This window comes from Longitalea arenae (genome assembly GCF_016924755.1).
GTDB classification, from domain to species: domain Bacteria; phylum Bacteroidota; class Bacteroidia; order Chitinophagales; family Chitinophagaceae; genus Niastella; species Niastella arenae.
In genome coordinates, this window is sequence record NZ_JAFFJX010000005.1 from 488,830 (window position 1) to 511,336 (window position 22,507).

Sequence of the window (22,507 nt, forward strand, 5' to 3'; positions counted from 1 at the left end):
TTCGGGGACTTTGGGTAAGTTGGTCATTTACGATGCATTTTGAGGTATTCCGGCGCTTCAATGAACTTTACCTCGGGCATAGCCGCTGCTGTCAATATCTGTTGTAGGGTAGCCACAGCCGTAACTGCGCGCGGCGACGAAGTGCGAACGGTAATGCCCATTTTTCTGAGTGCCTCAGGTTGGGTGGTATAGATAATACAATCATATTTTTTTAGTAAGGTGTCGGAGGGAGACCTTTCGGCGATCAGCAGCCTGAATGGCAGGTCGATCTTCTTATTGGAATTGTGTTGTGCCCATAAGCGGCCGTGTATAAAGGAAAAAAACAACACTGCTATTATTGCCCGGGCAAACATGGGAGAAATTTTTATGTAATTTAATGCAAAGGCAGCAGGTATTGTTTTACTGTAAAAAATAGTGTATTATAGCGGAATTTATGAATGTGATCCTATCTATTTATGAAACAGTTATTCAGGCCCTGGCATGAAGCATAACAATAATTTTGATGTAATAAGGTTGGTGGCAGCCCTTTTTGTGATTACATCTCATGCTTTTTGGATGACGGGTAAACATACCATGGAGCCCCTGATGGTATTTTCAAATAATACAACAACTATTTCCACTATTGGGTTGTACATGTTCTTTTTTACCAGTGGATACCTGGTCACCGTCAGCGCCCTTGCATCAGATAACGCCAGGCATTTTTTAGTCAAAAGATTTTTGCGAATCTACCCTGCCCTCATCGTAGTAGTGCTCATCAGTGTATTTATTGCGGGCCCCTTATTAACGCGGCTTAGTACGGCTGATTATTTTCAGCACCCACGCACCTGGGCCTATTTATTGAACATGGCCGGGATCAGAAAATACTTTCATTTACCTGGAGTTTTTAAAGGCCCGCAATTTTATACAGACGATTTCAATGGACCATTATGGACTATTGGCTTAGAATTGAAACTATATATTTCATTGGCGATCTTAGTGGCCTTTGGCTGGATACATAATAAAAAGTTGCACCTGTTGATCTGTACAAGTTTAATAACGGCTGCATTGGGTATATACATCGTTCGTGATTACGGTTTTGTGCCGGTACGATATATCGGTCAGAAAGATTTTTTGTTGATGGTTTCTTTTTATCTGGGAAGCATGATCGTGGTTGGTAAACCATCAATAACGTTTTTAAAGATCGCCGCTGCTGCCGCCGGTATCTTTCTATTGCTGCGTTTAAGAGGTGTACTTCCAAATATCCTGGTTGATGAGATCGTTTTCTACAGCCTGGCTACTTATTTCCTGGCATTTACAAAAAAGTTCAGGGTACATATCAGGAATGATATTTCCTATGGCATGTACCTGGTTTCCATGCCGGTGCAGCAGGTTTGTTATATTCTTTCGGGGTATAATACAAATCCCTGGTTTAACATAGCGGTTTGTCTTTTGCCTACGATCATCTTAGCCTGGTTATCGTGGAAATATATTGAACAACCCTGTTTGCAATTAAAACACCTGTATAGAGGCCATACCAGCTTGGCACGGCAAGCCGTATAGATTATAAATTATTACCTTCGTTTTTCATTCAGCTTATATGCAGATCAGGGACGTGTTTATGGTTCACAGACTTCAGGGCTGCTCTTTTGAAACGGATGAGTTGCTGAGGAAGGGCTTTAATAAAATACTGGTCGTTGAGCAGGGAAGTGGCACTATTGAGCTGGCAAAGGCGCCCTACGCTATTTCAGACGGCATACTGTACCTGGTGGGGAAAGAAAAACCGGTCGCGCTCCGCGCAAATACGATCAACGGCTATTTATTGCAATTTGAAGACTCGTTCTGGCAGAAGACGCCGCTGAGCGCCAATAACTGTAAGGAAGTTTTGTTCAACAGAAGCATTGACAGTTTTACCCTTCAACCGGAAAAAAAACATTTCGACCACTTGCTGGAATTGTTCGCCTTAACCATACAGGATTTTGAATCGCCCGATTATTCAAATAAACCCGATGTGCTGGCGGCTTATTTGAAAGTAATTATTATCAAAATGGCTAATATTCATTACCTGCTAACGAAAGACACGCCTTCCTACGACAGCAAGTTATTTGAACGCTTTGTAGCGCTGATCAATGAAAAAGGGAATTACTTACATAAAGTGGAAGATTACACAGCGGAGCTGGGCGTAAGCGCCCGCAAGCTGTCGGATGTATGCAGAATGAAAGGCAAGAACGCCAAACAAATGATCCTGCAACACCTGGTAAATGAAGCCAAAAGGGACCTGCAATTCACGTCGAGATCGATCAAGCAGATCGCTGCTGAACTACATTTTTCAACCCCATACCAGTTCAGCAATTTTTTTAAGAATCAAACCGGATCTAGCCCCAATCAGTACCGCGACCAGTTTGTAAAAATTGGTATCTGATATGTGATTTCTGATATTTTCCTGCTGCTGACTGCCCGGTAGTTTTGTGGTTACATAAAACGAATTATATGACCATAAACAAACCAAAAGCAGTGGCGGGCATTACCATTCCCGACAGCGTTATTGCAAAGCACGCGACAGAGTTATTACTTGAGCATGGCACAGCATTCATTTACAATCACTCGTTGCGGGTGTTCGTATTTGCGGCTTTAAATGGCAATAGGAGAAAGATCAAATATGACCCCGAATTATTGTATGTAAGCGCTGTTTTTCATGACCTGGGCCTTACCCAACACTACAGCAGCCCCGATAAACGGTTTGAAGTAGATGGCGCCAATGCGGCATATGATTTCCTGAAAGGTCATGGATTATCCCCGGCATCGCTGCAACTGGTTTGGGATGCCATCGCATTACATACCACCATCGGGATTGCAGAATATAAGGAAGCGGAAGTGGCTTTGCTGTATTCCGGGGTGGGATTGGATGTAATGGGCGAGGGGTATCACGAGTTAACAGAAGCCAACCGTGAAGCGATCATTAAACAATTTCCCCGCGATGGCTTCAAAAAGAAGATCATTCCTGCTTTCTTCGATGGATTCAAACATAAAACAGAGACCACTTTCGGCAATATTAAAGCAGATGTATGCGCTTATATGATCCCGGGCTTTGAGCGCAGGAATTTTTGTGATTGTATTTTACAATCGCCCTGGAGCGAGTAGATGGAGATGCGGGAAATAATTGCTATCTTTTTGTGGTAATTATTAAGCTATGCAAACTAATATACTCTGGACTGGACGTGAATATTATTCGCTGGAGAACTGTTTGATCAATACCAGCGAAACAGGTGCTGAAATTGCCTCCACGATCATTGGAAGCTATCAGGGAAAAATTTACCAGGTAGCTTACGAGATCAAAACGAACGCGCATTGGGAGACCGTGTTTGTGGCCATCAGGAGCCGCCATAGCAACCAAATGCAAACCATACAATTGCAAGGCGATGGAAAAGGTAACTGGGTAATGGATGGCAAAGAGGCCGAACAATTCAATGGTTGTATTGATGTTGATATTTCTTTGACGCCTTTTACGAATACCCTGCCAATACGCAGGCTGAAGTTGCAGAATCAACAGGAGCAGGTCATCCAGGTGGTCTATTTTGATCTGATGGAACAGCGTATGGCACCGGTACGCCAGCAATACCGCAGGCTCTCTGCTACCGAATACCGCTATGAAAATATTCCAAATGATTTTGAAAGCAACATTGTTGTAGATGAATCAGGATTTGTGGTAGACTATCCCTCCTTGTTTGTGCGAAGCGCAGCTATTAAAACGGCTTACGGGCTGCCGGCTGCTTTCAATTGAAAAACAAATGTGAAATAAACATAGGGGATGTCGGCTGGCAGTGTTCGGGTATAATATTTGAGCTTAGCTCTTTGGTTTAACGGTATTTTAAGGATCCACATATGCAAATAAACCGCTGTAAAGCGTTAGGGGAATGGCCTGGCTGTAGTCTGATATATTCATCCGCTTAAAAATCATATTATGGATAGTCATTCTGCTCAGCACCGGCGGTTTCCCGCAGTGGCCACGGTAGCCGTTTTGTTTGTGCTGTGTATCGCCGCTGTGCACTACGTAATTGCCAAAGAGCTTCCTGCCATCTCGGGGCTTGTTGAAATAAAACCAAGCCTGGTTTTCCTGGATATTCCCACACCATTGCCTTTTGTCATTGATTGTATTCTGGCGCCCGCCTTGTTCCTGTTGCTTTATCCGCTGGTGCTCCTGTTTACGCCCGGCCGGTCGGCCATTGGGCAACGGCTGGGGGCCGCTGTTTCCGGATTATTTGCATTATTGATCTGTATGCTTGCAGGCGGATTGATCTATTACCTCGTACAGGATCAACTACCTTTGAACATCCGGAATGGCATCAATTCAATGGGCATCATTGCCGATATTCATATTCCTTATCCAGGCTTTGAAACCATAAGCCTTCGCGGAAGTTTGATCTTATTTATTTGTTTTAATATCGGTACTTTCATCCTGGTAAGAAAATTACGTAAGGAACCGGCGCCCGGCTTAACCCGCGAACAAAGGATGACGCCATATGAGCGGATCCTGCGCGAGAAGCGTATGCAGGAGAAACAAATGATGGAAGCAGGGCGGAATGTGCAAACTGCCGGATTCAATTACCATGCACAAAGCAAAACGCATGACATAATCGAACATGGCGGCAAGGCAGTAGCTGCTGTTCAAGACAGTTACCGGCACCAGTCGGCTGTATGCCGGAGCCAACCGGTTCTCACCATTAAGCCGGAGGCAATCTATTATATGCCGAAGTAATATGATAGGTTGAAGATTGTGATTGCACCGTTCATATATGCTATCCGAAAAAAGGGCCCGTAGAGGCCCTTTCCTGTTCAATGGAGCTTTTACAACGCTGTTTCAAAAATGCTTTCAGCAGTATATACTTTCAATACCGGTTCTTTGGCAAAATCTTTTCTTACTTTTTCAACCAACTCCCTGTAAATACCGCTGGTATGATAAGCATCGGCATCTTCCCTGGTTGCCCAGCTTGTCATCGAAATATAGTCGTCTGTTTTTTCAACAGGTTCCAGCAGCCTGCAGTCCAGATTGCCTTTTTGTTTTCTTACCACCGGAACAACCTGTTCGTTGTAAAGCTTTTTAGCTTGTGCCAGGTTTTGCGGCAGGAAACTGAGGAACGTTAGGCGGACAATCATAAAACCTCCTGTTTTTTAAGATGAATAAAACTGATTCAGCAACGGGATTTCAGATGTGCGGATATTCAGTGAGGAGGATAAGTAGGCAGGAATCGGATGGAAAAGGTACAACTAAATATGATAAAGCCTACTAAATTATTGCCCCTAAATAGGTGATTTTGCTCAGTGAAAGCCATACAAAGATGATCATTCATATACTGTTCACGCAGGTGTGACATCGGTTTCAATTCCCAGTAGCGCAAACATAAATTATTGCCAACTGTGTACAAAATATATTAGTCCACTACATTTGTAGAATAATTTTGACAATATTCTTGCACAGCCTATCTTTGATTGCTAACACAACTTCAAGGTGTACCAGTGGGTGCTAAGCGCAGCCCATGTCGTGATCTCAATGGTCATTTTCCAAAAATGAATGATTGTTCAATTGCTGCCATTGCCGCAGGAAGTTTGCTGCTCCTGTAAATACATATATCGTTAAGGTTAACTATAATATATATAAACGATGAGGATCATTACATTCTTTGCATTTTTATTGTTGCTGTTCATGCCTGCGCGGATACTTGCACAGAGCCGAACGGTGAATGGCATTGTTAAGGCAAAAACAACGGGCCTGCCGTTGGCTGGTGTAACGCTGCTGGGTAATACTGGTAATAATACCAGTGTCTCTGACGCCAGTGGTAATTTTTCCATTACCGTTAGTGCCAATACATCCATTACCATTTCCCATGTTGGCTACGAAACACAACAGGTGGTCATTGATTCATCAACCAATTACCTGGTGATCGAATTATCGCCTGCCGATAAATCGCTGGATGCTGTAGTGGTTACGGCGTTGGGTGTATCCCGCCAGCGGAAATCACTTGGCTATTCAACACAGGAACTAAAGACCGCCGATATTGCTGAAGCAAAGGAGCCAAACCTGGTAAATGCACTGGCCGGAAAAGTAGCCGGAGTGCGCATCACCAATACCCAGGGCGATATGGGCTCTTCGCGTATTATCATCCGCGGAGAAACCTCTATTGCAGGCAATAACCAACCGTTATTTATTGTAGATGATATTCCGGTCGACAATTCTCAGTTGGGCGCTGGCGGTTCCCGTGACTACCGCAACGCTATTGCAGATCTGAATGCAGAAGACATTGAATCGATAAGTGTTTTAAAAGGTCCTAACGCTGCTGCCCTCTATGGCTCGCGGGCGGCCCATGGTGTCATTCTTATCAAAACCAAAACCGGCCGCAAAAAACAGGGACTGGGAGTGACCATTAATTCCAACACTACATTATCCAGTTTGTTGATATTACCAGATTACCAGAATGTTTTTGGTCAGGGCTCGGAAGGGAAATTCAGTTATGTCGATGGAAAGGGCGGGGGTGTTAACGATGGCGTTGATGAAAGCTGGGGACCCCGCTTAGACGGACAACTGATCCCGCAGTTCTATTCAAATGGTACGCCTGTGCCATTTGTAGCACATCCTGATAATGTGAGGGATTATTTCAGAACAGGAATTACCCTTAATAATAATATTTCCCTGGAGGGTGCAGGTGAGGGTTATAACTACCGCATAGGCTTTGGTAATGAAAAGCAAAGCGGTATTATACCAAACAGCGAAGCCCGGAAGAACAACGTAACCTTCAATGCGCAGTTTGCCGTTACGCCTAAAGTGAAGATCAGCGTGAACGCCAATTACATTGTTTCCAATGCGCCCAATTTGCCTGGCTCAGGCGGCAGAAGGGCAACCAGCACCATGTTGCAATTTACCTGGTTCGGCCGCCAGGTTGATATAGAGAAGCTGCGCAATTATAAAGATGCCAATGGCAATACGTTTAACTGGAACAATAGTTATTACAGCAACCCGTTCTGGGTGGCCTATGAAAATACAGTAAGCCAGCGCAGGAACCGCTTTATTGGCGCGGTAAAGCTGGACTATGCAATAGCCGACGGACTTAACTTCACTGTTCGCACAGGCAACGACTACTATAATGACCGGCGAAAGATCAAAATAGCCTATGGAACGAATGGAACACCGTTCGGTTCTTACCAGGAAACGGGGTACACCGTCAATGAAAATAATACGGAGGCAAACCTTCGGTATAATAAGGAAATAAATGAAGATTTCAGCCTCGATGTGCTGGTTGGCGGCAACATCCGCTCAAAATATTATGAAGAGAATGATCAACAGGCGCCCCGGCTGGCGGTGGCAAATGTTTATACACTGTCGAACTCAAGGGATCCGCTCATCTCTTCGAGCTTTTATTCCAAACTAAGAACATACAGTGTATTTGCTTCTGCGCAGATCGGATATAAGAATTATGCGTTCCTGAATCTGACAGCCCGTAATGACCGCTCTTCAACATTGCCGAAGGAAAACCTGTCTTATTATTATCCTTCTGTAAATGCCAGTTTTGTGCTGTCAGAAGCCTTTAATATAAAAGGATCTGTACTGAATTATGCCCGTATTCGCGGTGGCTGGTCGAAAGTGGGTGCCGATGCAGATCCATACCAGTTGGTCAACACCTACAATTTCAATGCGCCATTTAATGGCAATCCGCAACTCACAACAACAGGCATAGATCTGAACCCTGATCTCAGATCGGAAAGCACCAATTCAACCGAGCTGGGTTTTGAAGCCGGCTTTTGGAAGAACAGGGTGCGGCTCGATGTAAGTTTATACAATACGAATAGTATCGACCAGATCTTAAAGGTAGATGTAAGCGCTACTACGGGCTATAGCCAAAAGCTGTTAAATGCGGGAAAGATCAATAACAAGGGGATTGAGGTGCAGTTAGGGGTGACCCCGGTAAGAGCCAAACACTTCCAATGGGACGTTGATATCAACTATGCTGCCAACAGAAGCAAGGTGCTTAAACTGGATGATGAAGGCAGACTGCAGAACTATGTATTGGGCAGTTACCGCAGCGTACAGGTGATCGCATCGGTTGATAAAGCGTATGGAACCTTGTTCGGCAATGCTTACCTGCGCGATGCCGCCGGTAATATCATCGTCAATAACAGCGGCATTCCCCAGGCCGATCCGAATAAAAAAGTGCTGGGAAAATATACACCCGACTGGATAGGCGGTATCACCAACAGTTTCTCTTATAAGAACATTCATTTATCATTCCTGGTCGATGCCAGCATTGGCGGATCATTATTTGCAGGGTCCAATTCAACCGGCAGTTATACGGGGGTATTGGCCATGACCCTGCCTGGCAGAGACGCTGCGCATGGCGGCCTGTATTATTATTATCCCGGTAATAACAAAGCGAATGGCACGGTAGCCCTGCCAAAAGGGGGTAATGCGCCCGGTGGAGAAACGGTTTATGACGATGGCATGATCTGGAAAGGGGTCAGGGCCAATGGAAGTGAGAATACAACAATTATTCCTGCCTCGCAATATTACAAGGCGCCCAGAAGCATTGAGGAGCATTTTGTGTACAGTGCAGATTATGTAAAATTCCGCGAATTAAAGATCGGGTATACCATCCCGGCGCAGTGGATCAAAAAGATCAGGCTCGTAAGCGCTACGGTTTCGCTGGTGGGCAGGAACCTTTGGATAATAGACAAAGCGGTGCCCAATATCGATCCCGAAACAGCTTTTACCAATGGTAACGCCCAGGGGTTGGAAGATCTATCAAACCCCACCGTAAGAAGTTATGGACTTAACATTAACCTGAAATTTTAAACGTAATATCATGACCAATCATATAAACAGGATCTTTATCACAGGGTTGATCTTACTGGCGGTATCATGCAAAAAGGAACTGGTAGACATTAACAAGAATCCGAACGCCACGGAGAATCCGCAGCCCGATTACCTGCTTACGGCTGCGCAGAAGATCTCATCCGATCTTTATTGGGGCGCAGATAATAATTTTAATTCCACCCTGCTCATCATTCAGCATTGGGCCAAAGTGCAGTATACCGAACCCGATCGCTATATTTTTTCGAACAGCAGTTTCACCTCGCTTTGGAACACCGGTTATGCGCAGAGCATCACGAATCTTAACACTATTATCCGGTTGCCCGATGAGAAAGCAAATGTGAATTATAAGAATGTAGCGTTGATCCTGCGTTCCTGGGTATTCAGTTTGCTGACAGACGCCTATGGCGACATTCCGTACAAACAGGCAGGTGATATCAAAAATAGCTTTACACCGGCCTATGACACCCAGAAAGATGTATATTTTGGTTTGCTGGAAGAATTAAAACAGGCATCTGCTGCTTTAACAAACAGTGGCAATCCCATTTCCGGCGACGTTATATATGGAGGTAAGATCGATCGCTGGAAAAAGTTTGCCAACGCCTTGCGTTTGCGTATCGCCCTGCGCATTGCTGACCGTGAACCGGAAAAAGCAAAACAAACGATCAACGAGGTGTTGGGTGATGCCGGTGGGCTCATCAGCAGCAATGCGGAAACGGCGCAATTCACGTACAGTACTTCTCCCCAGCAGAACCCGGTAAGCGCCTGGTTCGATACCCGGGATGAATTCCGGATCGCTAAAACCATCCTGGATAAATTAACGGCATTGAATGATCCCCGCATACCCATATTTGCGAATAAACCTACTGATCCATCAGTTACCAGTTATGTGGGTGTACCCAGCGGTTTAACCACCAGTGATGCCAATAACCTGGGCTTTGCCAAAACCTCGCGGCCCGGTTCTTTCTTTTTTGCACCCACATCACCTGCGGTGATCACCAGTTATGCAGAAGTATTGTTTAATCGTGCAGAGGCCGCCGCGCGGGGCTTTACTACAGAAAATGCCGGTGTTTTGTACAATGCAGCCATCACGGCGTCTTTGCAGCAATTTGGCATAACTGATGCAAATACCATCAATAACTATTTAGCGCAGGCATCCGTTCAATATGATGCTGGTAATTATAAAAAGTCGATCGGTGAGCAAAAATGGATAGCCTTATATGGACAAGGATTGGAAGCTTTTGCAGAATGGCGCCGCCTTGATCATCCTCAGTTGACGCCGGCGGTGGCAGGGGTACTGGATAAGAAGATCCCTGTGCGGTTCATATATCCCGGTACTGAACAATCGCTCAATGGTGATAATTACAGAACGGCGGTGAACAATCAGGGGCCCGATAATTTGCTGACGAAGCTGTGGTTCGATCAGTATTAACAATAAAAGCTACCTGGTTATTAAGAATTTGGATCCGCTGACGTAATGATTATTTATCGTTTCAGTACGGTCCCGGTTTTTACCGGGGCCTTTTTCATTTATGAGCTGGTGTAATTAAATATGGATTAATAAGTCCACTTATTTTGTGGACTAAATAAATCTTTTTAATATTGTACCGTAATTAAAACTGAAACGTAAATAATAATAACCAGCTTACCCTGCCGGTTATAAAGAACTGCGCTCATGTCGAACATCAACCACATATTCATGCCTCATATGCCAGCACTATCATCGGCTGGCTGTTGTTGTTGCTATTGTTGTAACTGAACAGTCCATTGACCTTATTGCGATTTCGTTTATATAAATTATTAAAAGAAGTATGACCAGGTCAACCATCTTTTTACCGGAAGGACATAATAGCTGTTTTGGCCGGGCAGGCCCTGATGGTTTGTTCGTTTAAAAAAAGAAGCCGGAATTGTTGCGAGCAATTCCGGCGGAAACAAGGCGTTAAGGGCAGATAGTGATTGCGAGTCCCGTCTGCCCCGCCTTATTGTTAATTACCAAAACAAATATAATGACAAAAGCTGTTAGTGTATGGCTTTCGCTTGCACTGCTTGTTCCATTTATTTCATTTTCACAGGAAAGCCCTGAAAACACCCATCCTGCGAAGGTCGTAACGAATAATATCAATCTTTCCGGCCGCATCATCGATGACAAGACAAAAGCGCCATTACCGGGCGCCACCATTCATATCAAGGGCACTACCCATGAAGTATCGGCCGACGATAAGGGCAATTTCAAATTTGTAACCGGTCAAAAACTGCCATCTGTTTTCCTGGTCACTTATGTTGGCTACCAGGCCCGGGAAATAACCATTACGCAGCCTGACAATATTGTTATCACCTTGCATGAAAGTAATTCACACCTGAACGATGTGGTGGTGGTAGGGTACGGTACACAATCCAGGAGAAATCTGATCAGTTCTATCACCAAAGTAAATGCCGCCGAGGTTAAGGAAATACCGGTAGCCGGTGTTGATGCCCAATTGCAGGGGAAAGCTGCCGGGGTACAGATCAATTCAAATACCGGTGTGCCGGGCGATGGCGTTTTTATTCGTGTCAGGGGCGCTACTTCCATTAATGCCAGCAATGATCCCCTGTACGTGGTAGACGGTGTTTTTATTAATAATACGAGTCTGCAAACGGTAAATACCGGTGGCCGGGCCACATCGCCGATTGCCGACCTTAATCCCGCCGACATCGAGAGCATTGAAGTATTGAAAGACGCCAATGCTACTGCTATTTATGGCGCTCGTGGCGCTAATGGCGTGGTGATCATTACCACCAAACGCGGGAATTATAATGCAGCGGCCCGCATTAACTTGAAGGCCTCCACGGGCTGGGCGAAAGCGCCTGAGTTGTGGACATTGACTTCCGGGCCTGAACATGCCGAAATTGTCAATGAGTTCTATGCCAATTCTTACCAGGATGCCGTTGCTGCCAATGATGTCGCCGGGATGGCTAAATACAGGTACCGGCCGTTCCGCGCATTGACAGACAATCCAGCAGCCACCCCGGCGCCACGCGGATTGCCGGAAGACCAACAGACCTATGACCGCTTACACAAATTATTCCGTACGGCCAGGCTGCAGGAATATGATCTTTCATTACAAGGCGGCAGCAAAAGCACCAAATACTATATTGGTGCAGGGTATACCAGCCAGGAAGCGATCATCCGGCCGGTTGATTTTAACCGGGCCAGCTTCAAGCTAAACCTCGATCAAAAAGTGAATGAGGAGGTACAGGTAGGTGTTAGTAACAGCCTTTACCGAAGCTTCAGGAACCAGGCGCGGGCAGGGGATGGGCCACAGGGTGGATTATTGCAATCAGCCCTGCATACGGCCACTTATTTGCCGGAATTGAATGCCGACGGTACGCCGGCCCGGTGGGCAGGATTTGATAACCTCGATGTGCTCATCAATAATTATGATGTAAACACCATCAGTCTGCGGTATATTGGCAACCTGTATGCCGATGCAGAGATCTTACCTGATCTGAAATTCCGCACCAGCTGGAGCCTCGACTATAATCATTACAATGAATCGGAATACTGGAACAACCTGACACAGTTGGGCGCTGCACCTACGAATGGGTTGGCCACTTCCATTCAAACCCAGAACACTACCTGGATCAATGAGAATACCTTGCAATACCGGAAGAATCTCTTTGGCCAGCATGCCCTTGGTATTTTGGTAGGTAATTCTATCCAAAGCAATTCATTGCGCACAGATTCATTGTCGGGATCCGGGTTTCCCAATAATTCCTTTACGTCAATAGCGTCGGCCGCTACCCGTTCTTCTTCGCAGAAATTCGCCAGGGCCAACCTGGTGTCGTTCTTTTCGCGGGTAGATTATAATTACAGCGGCAAATATTTCCTCGAGTTCAGTATCCGTGCCGACGGATCGTCGCGGTTTGGCAAGAATAATCAATTCGGTTACTTCCCCTCAGTAGGCGCCGCCTGGCGCGTCAGGGAAGAAAATTTCCTGAAAGACCTGAACTGGTTGAGTGACCTGAAGATCAGGGCGAGTGTGGGATTGACGGGTAACCAGAATGGCATCAACAATTTTGCAGCCCTGGGTCTTTGGTCGGGTGGTGCGGGTTATCCGGATAATACCGGCGGCACCGATCAACCCGGCACTGCACCCCAACAACTCGGAAATGCTGATCTGAAATGGGAAAAGACACGCCAGGCGAATATCGGCGCAGACATCGCTTTCCTCAATGGCGCACTTGCCGTAGAAGTGAATTTCTACTCCAAGTACACGACCGACGCCTTGTTGCAATTGCCTATTCAGGCTATTTCCGGATTCAACAGCTATTCTACGAATATGGGGGAGATCAGCAACAAAGGCTATGAAGTAAGTATCTTCTCGCATAATATCCGGAGAAAGGACCTCAGCTGGACAACCAGCTTTAATATCTCCGGCAACGTGAACAAGATCGAAAAACTGCCTACGGCTGTCAACTATTACAACCGCGACTGGGTGCGCTTACAGGAAGGACATTCATTGTATTCTTTCTGGTTATATAAGCAACAATATGTGGATCCGCAGACAGGCGCTGCTGTTTTTGAAGATGTAACGAAAGATGGGGCTATTACTGTTGCCGACCGGCAGATCCTGGGCAGTGCGATCCCTAAATTGTTTGGAGGCATTACCAATAACCTGCGCTACCGCGATTTTGATCTTGGAATATCGTTTACCTATCAGTATGGCAACAAGATATTTAACCTGAACCGCTTCTTTGGCGAAGGTGGTGGTACCCGCGATGGCAACCGGGTGTTATTGGCAAGCCAGCTGATCCGATGGCAAAAACCGGGCGACATTACCGATGTTCCCCGCGTAACAGCCTACGGAAACAATTATACGCTGGAACAGAACAGCCGATTCCTGGAAGATGGATCATTTATAAAATTGAACGCATTAACGTTTGGTTATACCATTCCACAGCGCATCGTATCGAAAGCGCATATCCAGAATATTCGCTTCTATTTCGTGGGCAGTAACCTGTTATGGATCAAAAAATATACAGGCCCCGATCCGGAGTCGAATGTAACTGCCAGTCAGAACGTGCAGGGTCTCGATCTGGGTACGCCGCCGCAGCCACGCAGCTGGCAGTTGGGCCTTAATGTTACCTTATAAACCTTTTTAAAATTATTGACATGCGTATTGTTAAATATATAGTTCCGCTGTTGGCGGGCCTGTCCCTGGGGGCCTGCAAAAAGTTTTTGGATGTAGAGCCGGTTGACTCAGTAACGGATGCCCAGACGATCGTGGACAAAAGCTCTGCAGAAACGGCCACCCGGGGCTTATACCGTGCCCTGGCTGCTGATGGTTATTATGGACTTACTTTTCCGGCGATCGGTTATTTGTCGGGCGACAATGTACAATGGACGGGCTCACAATCGATCGTTCAGCAGTTCATTTCGCATAATGTAAGGGCAGACAATGCCTATATAGCGTCAGCCTGGGGCGCCATTTACGCCACCATCAACCGCGCCAATCACATCATTGCCAAAGTGCCTGCAGTTACAGATCCCCTGTTAACACAAGGACTGAAGGACCAGCTTACCGGGGAAGCCTATTTTGTAAGAGCACTCGCTTATTTCGACCTGGCCCGCACCTGGGGAGGTGTTCAGTTGGCATTAACGCCAACCAACTCTGCATCCGATAAAAATGGCATTCCAAAAAGTTCGCTGGCAGAAACCTATGCGCAGGTATTAAGCGATCTCACCACTGCTGAGCAACTCTTGCCAGAGACGACCAATCGTTACCGGGCAACCAGGAAAACAGTGTGGGCCCTGCGTGCGCGGTACCACCTGTATAAAAGCGAATGGACGCTGGCGGAGACCTACGCTTCGAAATTGCTGGGCGATGCTGCGAACTATCAGCTGGTAAAACCCTACAGCGCTTTTTTTGCCAACAACGTAGTGGCTACACCCGAATCTATCTTCGAATTATCATACAGCGCTACCTATACCAACGGACATCGCAACCAATGGCAACCACCTGCTAATAATGGAACGCGGCAATGGGCGCCGGGTGATGCTTTCATCACGTTGGTGAATGATGCTACTATAGGTGGCAACCGCAGTGCACTGGTAGCAAAAACATCTCAGGGACTTTGGTATGGTAATCTGTATTATCGCAGTCCGGCCACCGACCCGGCCTATATCCTTCGCCTGGCAGAACAATACCTCATCCGGGCAGAAGCAAGGGCACAGGAGAAAAAATTCACCGAAGCGCTGAGCGATCTGAATGCGGTGCGCAGCCGCGCGGGTCTTACCCCCAGCACAGCGATAACGCAAGCTGAAATATTAGAGGCTATAGAAAATGAAAGAAGGATAGAATTTGCGTTTGAACCGCATCGCTGGTTCGACCTGGTGCGTACTGAGCGTGCAGATGATGTATTGGGCCTTACAGATAAAAACAAATGGGTCTTGCCCTTCCCGGCATCGGAAGTGCTGATTGATAAATCACTGGAACAAAATTTTGGTTATTAATTAAATCAGTCACCAATGAATAAGCAATATACTACCGCATGGAAAGGGTATGAAAAGATAGCCTTCCGCTTTGTTTTCATTTATTTTTTTATCCAGGCTGTACCGCTTGACTGGCTCTATTACCAACAGGTTTTTGCCATTGATTGGCTGCACCTGCGGTACAGCGATATCTTAGTCCTGGCGCATTATATGCCGCAGTTTAAACCTGGTGCACAAAGTTTTGCGGCCTGGGGCATTGTAGCGCTTGTTGCTGCTATTGGTACTATTGTCTGGACACTGCTGGATCGTAACCGCGAAACAGAATACAATAACGCGTATTACTGGATCCGGGCGATCGTTCGATACAGACTCGCCATCGCTGTTATTGCTTACGGGTTCATTAAGGTCTTTCCTTTACAATCGCCTTATCCCTCGCTCAGCAATTTGAACACCCCTTACGGCGAATTCACCCGCTGGAAATTGTTTTCGATCAGTTTGGGAATAGTGCCTGGTTACGAAAGCTTTTTAGGTTTTGTTGAGGTGTTTGCCGGTTTATTATTGTTTTACCGCAAAACAGCCTCGGTAGGCGCTGTTGTTATTTTGCTCTTCACCGGTAATGTATTTATGTCGAATATAGCGTATGAAGGGGGAGAAGTAGTGTATAGTCTGTATTTGATCGTGTTCGCCCTTTTCATCTTGGTCTACGATCTGCAGCGGCTCACTGCCTTGCTCGTCTTGCAGAAGCCGGTTATGCCTAACCGGTTCCAGCCGCTATTTACAGCGAAATGGCAGGTGTACGGCAGAAGTCTGTTGAAAGCGGCTGTTATTTTCTTTTTTGTGGCGTTGTATAGTTTTAAAACCGCTACAGGTTATAAGAACGATCCTTACCAGTTCCCTGTTGCAAAAGGCTTACCGGATGCGGCCGGTATTTACAATGTTTCCTCATTCCGTATAAATAGCGACACCATTGCTTACTCGAAACACCATCCCCTGCGCTGGCAGGATGTGGTATTTGAAGAATGGAATACCATTAGCATCCGGTCGAACCGGCCGGTAAAGATCGACTCGAATAATGTGGAACGGATCAATGCTGCTGATAACGATAAGACCTATGAACTGGAAGGAACGATCGGCAGGCATTATTACAGCTATACAATAGACACCGTGCATCAAATACTCACCCTGCAGAATAAAAATAAGTTTTACAGCCAGGAACGGCTCCTGCTGCATTATATACGGCCCAATGACAGCACGATAACAGTTTTTGGCATCCATGAAGGCCGCGATTCCATCTTTGCCACGCTCCAAAAGATCAATAAAAAATACCTGTTGAAGGAAGTAGAACGGCAGGGCCGAAGCAAATCGTTGAAGCTATAAAATGGTTCGGTTCCATCATCAAAAATAAAAAACCATGTCAACCATACAAAACGAATACATAGCCACTGAACCGGTAATAAAACATACCAATGGTAATGCTTATTCAGCAGGACCAGCGCCAGCCGATCCGGTTTTTACTGCGTGGACCTTCTGGCAAAAATTGCTGTTCCGGATCGCCTGTATATTTTTTGTTTGCATATCTATTCCTAATAGTGCAGAATGGTATAAGATCGTATTTAGTATCGACTGGACGAATCTGCATTACCGCGATCTGTATGATATCGCCCGATTTGGTTCCGGTATAAACTTTTTTGGCAACAAATTATTTGGAAGCACCCTGCTGGGTTATGCGAACTGGATCATTACATTGATAGTTGCCATCGCAGGTGGATTGCTATGGACCTGGATCGTTCGCCGCCGCAATACAGAAAGAAAAGAATACAATCTCCTCTATTACTGGTTGCGGGTGGTAGTGCGATACAGGGCTGGTATCGGTATAATCGGATTTGGTTTCACCAAACTGTTACCGGTGCAGATGCCGTATCCATCATGGGGTGTTTTGAATACCAATGTAGGTGATCTTACCGCACAGAAATTGTATTGGTTATCCATTGGCATAGTACCCTGGTACCAGATCTTTGCAGGTGTGGTGGAAGTGCTGGCAGGTACCTTGTTGTTGTTCCGCAGAACCACTACTATCGGTTCCATCTTACTGTTCAGCGCGCTGGCTGATATCGTTTATGTAAATTTTGCCTACGACGGTGGCGTGCATGTGTACAGCAGTTATTTTGTATTACTTGCCGCTTTTTTATTAGTGAACGATGTACCTAAATTATACAGGCTGCTGATCCTGGAAAAATATACGGTACCCGTCAATTTTTACCCGGTCTTCAGTAAACAATGGCAACGGTACACAAGGATAGGGTTGAAGGCGCTTACCCTCATTGTGTTCCTGGGTGTGTTCTTTTATTTGCAGCTGATCAATTTCCTGTATGATCCATATAAACAACCATCTGTAGCGGGGTTGAAACAGCTGCGCGGCAATTACGCGGTGTCAGAATTCCGCATCAACAACAAAGTTATTCCATACGATCCCACAGATACCGTACGCTGGCAGGAAGCTACTTTTGAAAAATGGACCACCCTTACCTTCCGGGTGAATAAGCCGGTACCGCTGGATCTCTCGAATGGTGGCGGCGATCCGCAACGCGATATCAACCGCACTTTTGAAATTGCCGGCGTTGGCGGCGGACAACGGGTATTTCATTATTACGCCGATACCGTCAATAACGTATTGTACCTGCAGGATAAATACAAAGAGATCCCTGACAGAAGGAACAGGGCTTCCGGCGTTGGTGGTGACGGTGGCACCGACAAAAACCTGAATACAGCACGTAATAAAGCTGCTACAGAAAAGAACGAAACGAAAGATACAGCAGCTGATCATTTCATTCCTGCGGAAGCCTGGAAGAATATCGGCAACGAAGTTACTAAGATCGATCCGCGGGCAGCTTCCACCCGGCGAAACCGGGAATTTGCTGAAGCCCTAGAAAAGGAAAAGCGAAACCGCATGATCCTTCATTACCAAACTACCGATGGATCACGTGTAGTGCTGACAGGTATCAACGAAAACAAAGATTCTATTTATGTGGTGCTTGACCGCATCAATCGTCCTTATGCCTTATCAGAAAGCAGTTTACAGGCAGGGAAGTATTAACATCACTATGAACAAACTGTATATCGCTTGCATGAGCATGATTGTTTTTTCATGCAATAGCCACCAGACTTCGTACCCGGAATCAAAAACTGAGCATATCCGCCAAGCAGATACCACCGGATGGCCAGCACGCTTTGGCCTGGGCCGTCCGGCTTCAGCTGCCGGGATCGCAGCCATGGATATTGACGTAAGTCCCGATGGTACGGGATTGCCACCTGGCGAAGGGAAGGCGGAAGCAGGAAAAACAGTCTATATGAACAGATGTGTTGCCTGTCATGGCACCGAAACCACCCCGGGTGATGCGAAGTTGCTGGGACCTGTTCTGATAAGTAACAATCCCGGTAAAGCAAAAACCATTGGTAATTACTGGCCCTATGCCACCACCTTATTCGATTATGTACGCCGTGCAATGCCCTACAATGAACCGGGTACATTGAGCGATGAGGAAGTGTACCAGGTTACGGCATTTTTATTAGCGGCTGCAAAAGTGATCCGGCAACAGGATGTGCTGAATGCGCAAACATTACCCAACATAAAAATGCCTGCCCGCGAACGCTTTGTTCCGGATGACCGCAAAGGCGGACCGGAGGTCCGGTAACTCTTATGAGAACCTGCCCCCAAAGCCGGGGCAGGTTATTAAAATATGCCAATAAAGTTATTTGGCGCTTTGTGGGCGCTCAGTTTATGAGCCAGTATAATTTTTAAAATGGCCCAATGAAAGAAAACAAAAAGAAGACAGAACAGGAGCTAATTACGCCGGTGGCAAAGCCGGTCAGCAGGCGAATACTGCTGGGAGGCGCTGCAACCGCCGCTGTAGTATTGTTAAAATCGTCTTACGGACAGATTATCCAAAAAGCCATTAGCCAGGCGGAACTGAAAATAAATGATCCTACCAAAGTGCTGGGGCCACCCCCTGGCGAATTGGGCACCCGGTCAAAGTTTGAAAAGCCGGTGAAGAAACCGTCTGATACTTCATCGCGCACACCTTTGCAGGATCTGTATGGAACCATTACGCCGGCTGACCTGCATTATGAACGCCATCATGCCGGGGTGCCGGTGATCGATCCGCAGCAGTATTCGCTCACCATACATGGCATGGTAGAGAAACCCCTGGTGTTCACTTTGGCCGACCTTAAACGTTTCCCTTCAGTAACAAGGACCTTTTTTCTCGAGTGTTCGGGGAATTACCGGGGTGGTAAGGAAACACTGAGGCCGCAGGAGATCTGCGGCCTCACCAGTCAAAGCGAATGGACGGGGGTGATGTTATCGACCTTGTTCCGCGAAACAGGCGTTAAACCAAAAGCCAGCTGGTTTTTGGCAGAAGGTTCAGATGCCGCCGTAATGTCACGCAGCATACCGGTAAGCAAAGGCTGGGAAGATGCCATGATCGCTTACGCGCAGAACGGGGAAGCCATCCGCCCTGAGCAGGGCTATCCGGCCAGGTTATTGCTGCCGGGTTGGGAAGGGAATACCAGCGTAAAATGGTTGCGACGGCTGGAGCTGTCGGATCAGCCTTTTATGACGCGGGAAGAAACTTCAAAATATACGGAAGCGGTAAAAGATGGTAAGATCAGGCAGTTCAGTTTTGTGATGGATGCACGGTCGATCATTACCTATCCATCCTATCCGCAACAGGTGCAAAAAGGCTGGATGGAGATCAGGGGCATTGCCTGGAGCGGCCGCGGTAAAATTCATAAAGTGGAGGTAAGCACGAATGGCGGCAGAACGTGGAACCGCGCTAACTTGCAGGAGCCGGTGCTTGATAAAGCACATACCGCATTTCGCTATTTATGGGAATGGAAGGGTGGGGAAGCTGAGATCATGAGCCGCGCCATCGATGAAACCGGTTATATACAACCAACGATGAAACAATTGAAAGAAGCGCGTGGCGTTGATATGGGCGGTTATCACCTCAATCCTATAACATCATGGCTTGTGCAACGTGACGGGAGCGTGATCAATAAACCGGTCTAGTTGACAGCGTTGATCAGGTTATTAAGTTATTGGGTTATTGAGTTATTCATACATTAGATCCAGTCGAAGATTCAAGAGCAAGGAGATCCCAAAATCTCAAAATCCAAAAATCAATTATAAACAAAAGTCGAAATTTTGAGCACATACGATGCCATAGTAGTAGGTTCCGGGCCAAATGGATTATCAGCGGCTATTACAATGCAACGTGCCGGCGTAAAGGTCTTATTGCTGGAAGGCAAAGAAACGATCGGGGGTGGATTGCGCACCGCTGAAATTACCTTGCCGGGTTATCTGCATGATCTCTGTTCGGCCATACATCCCATGGCGGTGGCTTCTCCTTTTCTGGCTACGCTGCCCTTGCAGGAACATGGATTGGAGTTTATCTACCCCGATGTGGCTGCGGCGCATCCCTTTGATGACGGCACAGCAGCGGTATTAAAAAAGTCCTTCACCGAAACCGCCCGCTCCCTTGGGGCAGATGAACAGAACTATACAAAGCTGCTACAACCCTTTCTGAAAAGCTGGCCACAGATCGCTGGGGATATACTTGGCCCTTTTCAGTTTCCCAAACATCCATGGCTGATGGCGCAATTCGGGATAAAAGCACTTACTTCTGCCAGTTATCTATCCGGGAAATTCAGTACCGCCAAAGCAAAAGGCCTATGGGCCGGTATGGCGGCGCATTCCATACAACCATTGACAAATGCTGCCACTTCGGCTATCGGACTCGTGTTGATGGCGGCAGGCCATTTAAAAGGATGGCCCCTGCCCAAAGGTGGTTCTGTTGCTATTGCAAATGCACTGGCTTCCTATTTTATCTCCCTCGGTGGAAAAATAGAAACGAACAGTTATATACAATCGCTGGATCAGTTGCCCCCAGCCAAGGCTGTGCTGCTGGATGTCACACCGCGGCAGTTACTGCAAATAGCCGGTAAGCGGTTCTCACCGGGTTATACCCGGCAACTCCAACGATATCGGTACGGCATGGGCGTTTTTAAAATTGATTGGGCATTACAGGAGCCAATACCTTTTACGGCGCTCGAATGCCGGCAGGCAGGCACTGTACATATTGGCAATACCATTGAAGAGATTATTAAGAGCGAACAACTATCAGCAAAAGGCATTCATCCGGAAAAGCCATTTGTATTGCTGGCGCAGCCCAGCGTATTTGATAGCACAAGGGCGCCAGCCAATAAACATACAGCATGGGCTTATTGCCATGTGCCGCATGGTTCAACGATTGATATGACCGCGGCCATTGAAAACCAGGTAGAGCGGTTTGCACCGGGATTTAAAGATCTGATCCTGGCAAGACATACGATGCACACCGCCCAGATGGAAGCTTACAACCCAAATTATATCGGAGGCGATATCAATGGCGGCATAATCGATCTCAGGCAATTGTATACGCGCCCGGCTATCCGCTGGTCGCCCTATACAACACCAGCTAAAGGAATATACATTTGCTCATCTTCCACACCACCCGGCGGTGGTGTGCATGGAATGTGTGGGTATCATGCCGCCCGCAAAGCATTGCAGCAAATTTTTTCAATTACCACATAAATTATTTTTTTTAACGGGATTCCCAAGCAAATAAAACAACATGTCGTACCAGCACGTGAATGCAGAAAGTGTAACAGTTAAAGAAAACGCCTATCCATCCAGCACAACCAAAAGATCCATATTCAGCCACTTTACCGAAGACATCTGGGCCATCATTATCGGCAGTATCGTCATTGTGACTATTTTGGCATTGACCATTTTTGTGACCGGTTTTACATTGCCTTTACCCGGCTATCAATGGCAAAACAGCAGCGAGCTGGTAAATAAAGTGTTGTCGGGGAAGAATATTTTACTGATCATACAAACCGGTTTGATCTTCCTGCTGCTTTCGGGGCTGGCCATCCGCTTATCGGGCGGCAGCCTGAAAAATTATGCGGCTGGTTTTGTGATCGTGTATCTGCTGGCCATTACCGCGCTTATCGTAGAAGGTAATAGCGCCATCACCTATTATGGACTGGAATATGTGGTTTTTGCCCTGGTATTGGGTTTACTCATCGGCAATCTCACCCGCATTCCGGTATGGCTGAAAGAAGCCGCGCGTTCAGAATTCTTTATTAAAACAGGGCTTGTC

The 22,507-nt window shown here is 46.5% G+C and carries 17 protein-coding genes; 15 read left to right on the plus strand and 2 right to left on the minus strand.

Annotated features, from left to right (window positions below):
- Nucleotides 1–23: 23 nt before the first annotated feature.
- Nucleotides 24–353, minus strand: coding sequence for a hypothetical protein (locus JT717_RS14685; RefSeq protein ID WP_205511235.1), 330 nt, complete (start codon nt 351–353; stop codon nt 24–26).
- Between the two features lie 127 nt (nt 354–480).
- On the opposite strand from JT717_RS14685, the gene JT717_RS14690 reads away from it, so the two are divergent.
- The 5 genes from JT717_RS14690 to JT717_RS14710 all read left to right on the plus strand — a co-directional run bounded on the left by JT717_RS14690 (nt 481) and on the right by JT717_RS14710 (nt 4,732).
- On the plus strand, nt 481–1,539 hold the full coding sequence (locus JT717_RS14690) for an acyltransferase family protein (protein WP_205511236.1): 1,059 nt from the start codon (nt 481–483) through the stop codon (nt 1,537–1,539).
- Between the two features lie 58 nt (nt 1,540–1,597).
- Nucleotides 1,598–2,398, plus strand: a complete 801-nt coding sequence (locus JT717_RS14695) for a helix-turn-helix domain-containing protein (RefSeq protein ID WP_205511237.1) — start codon at nt 1,598–1,600, stop codon at nt 2,396–2,398.
- 68 nt (nt 2,399–2,466) lie between these two features.
- Nucleotides 2,467–3,117: an HD domain-containing protein gene (locus JT717_RS14700; RefSeq protein WP_205511238.1), complete on the plus strand. Its 651-nt coding sequence runs from the start codon at nt 2,467–2,469 to the stop codon at nt 3,115–3,117.
- A 49-nt stretch (nt 3,118–3,166) separates the two neighbouring features.
- The gene (locus tag JT717_RS14705) at nt 3,167–3,757 is read left to right on the plus strand and encodes a putative glycolipid-binding domain-containing protein (RefSeq protein ID WP_205511239.1); all 591 of its coding nucleotides are present in this window, start codon (nt 3,167–3,169) and stop codon (nt 3,755–3,757) included.
- Between the two features lie 180 nt (nt 3,758–3,937).
- The gene (locus JT717_RS14710; RefSeq protein WP_205511240.1) at nt 3,938–4,732 is read left to right on the plus strand and encodes a hypothetical protein; all 795 of its coding nucleotides are present in this window, start codon (nt 3,938–3,940) and stop codon (nt 4,730–4,732) included.
- Between the two features lie 89 nt (nt 4,733–4,821).
- Here JT717_RS14710 and JT717_RS14715 read toward each other — a convergent pair whose 3' ends face one another.
- Nucleotides 4,822–5,130, minus strand: a complete 309-nt coding sequence (locus JT717_RS14715) for an antibiotic biosynthesis monooxygenase family protein (RefSeq protein WP_205511241.1) — start codon at nt 5,128–5,130, stop codon at nt 4,822–4,824.
- A 505-nt stretch (nt 5,131–5,635) separates the two neighbouring features.
- Here JT717_RS14715 and JT717_RS14720 point away from each other — a divergent pair.
- From JT717_RS14720 to JT717_RS14765, 10 genes are all read left to right on the plus strand, one after another.
- Nucleotides 5,636–8,815 carry a SusC/RagA family TonB-linked outer membrane protein gene (locus JT717_RS14720; protein WP_205511242.1) on the plus strand — a complete coding sequence of 1,060 codons (3,180 nt, stop codon included), beginning with the start codon at nt 5,636–5,638 and terminating at the stop codon, nt 8,813–8,815.
- A gap of 10 nt (nt 8,816–8,825) precedes the next feature.
- Nucleotides 8,826–10,265, plus strand: coding sequence for a SusD/RagB family nutrient-binding outer membrane lipoprotein (locus JT717_RS14725; protein WP_205511243.1), 1,440 nt, complete (start codon nt 8,826–8,828; stop codon nt 10,263–10,265).
- Between the two features lie 574 nt (nt 10,266–10,839).
- Entirely contained in the window at nt 10,840–13,965 is a 3,126-nt protein-coding gene (locus JT717_RS14730) for a SusC/RagA family TonB-linked outer membrane protein (RefSeq protein ID WP_205511244.1), read from the plus strand.
- A 20-nt stretch (nt 13,966–13,985) separates the two neighbouring features.
- Nucleotides 13,986–15,326: a RagB/SusD family nutrient uptake outer membrane protein gene (locus JT717_RS14735; RefSeq protein WP_205511245.1), complete on the plus strand. Its 1,341-nt coding sequence runs from the start codon at nt 13,986–13,988 to the stop codon at nt 15,324–15,326.
- Nucleotides 15,327–15,341: 15 nt separating this feature from the next.
- Nucleotides 15,342–16,682, plus strand: coding sequence for a DoxX family protein (locus tag JT717_RS14740; protein ID WP_205511246.1), 1,341 nt, complete (start codon nt 15,342–15,344; stop codon nt 16,680–16,682).
- Between the two features lie 34 nt (nt 16,683–16,716).
- Nucleotides 16,717–18,399, plus strand: coding sequence for a hypothetical protein (locus tag JT717_RS14745; RefSeq protein WP_205511247.1), 1,683 nt, complete (start codon nt 16,717–16,719; stop codon nt 18,397–18,399).
- Nucleotides 18,400–18,430: 31 nt separating this feature from the next.
- Nucleotides 18,431–18,997, plus strand: a complete 567-nt coding sequence (locus tag JT717_RS14750; RefSeq protein ID WP_240348094.1) for a c-type cytochrome — start codon at nt 18,431–18,433, stop codon at nt 18,995–18,997.
- 116 nt (nt 18,998–19,113) lie between these two features.
- On the plus strand, nt 19,114–20,373 hold the full coding sequence (soxC, locus tag JT717_RS14755; RefSeq protein ID WP_205511248.1) for a sulfite dehydrogenase: 1,260 nt from the start codon (nt 19,114–19,116) through the stop codon (nt 20,371–20,373).
- A gap of 135 nt (nt 20,374–20,508) precedes the next feature.
- Nucleotides 20,509–21,936, plus strand: coding sequence for a phytoene desaturase family protein (locus JT717_RS14760; protein WP_255552992.1), 1,428 nt, complete (start codon nt 20,509–20,511; stop codon nt 21,934–21,936).
- 40 nt (nt 21,937–21,976) lie between these two features.
- Nucleotides 21,977–22,507: hypothetical protein (locus JT717_RS14765; protein ID WP_205511249.1), on the plus strand; the 531-nt coding region annotated here is incomplete at its 3' end.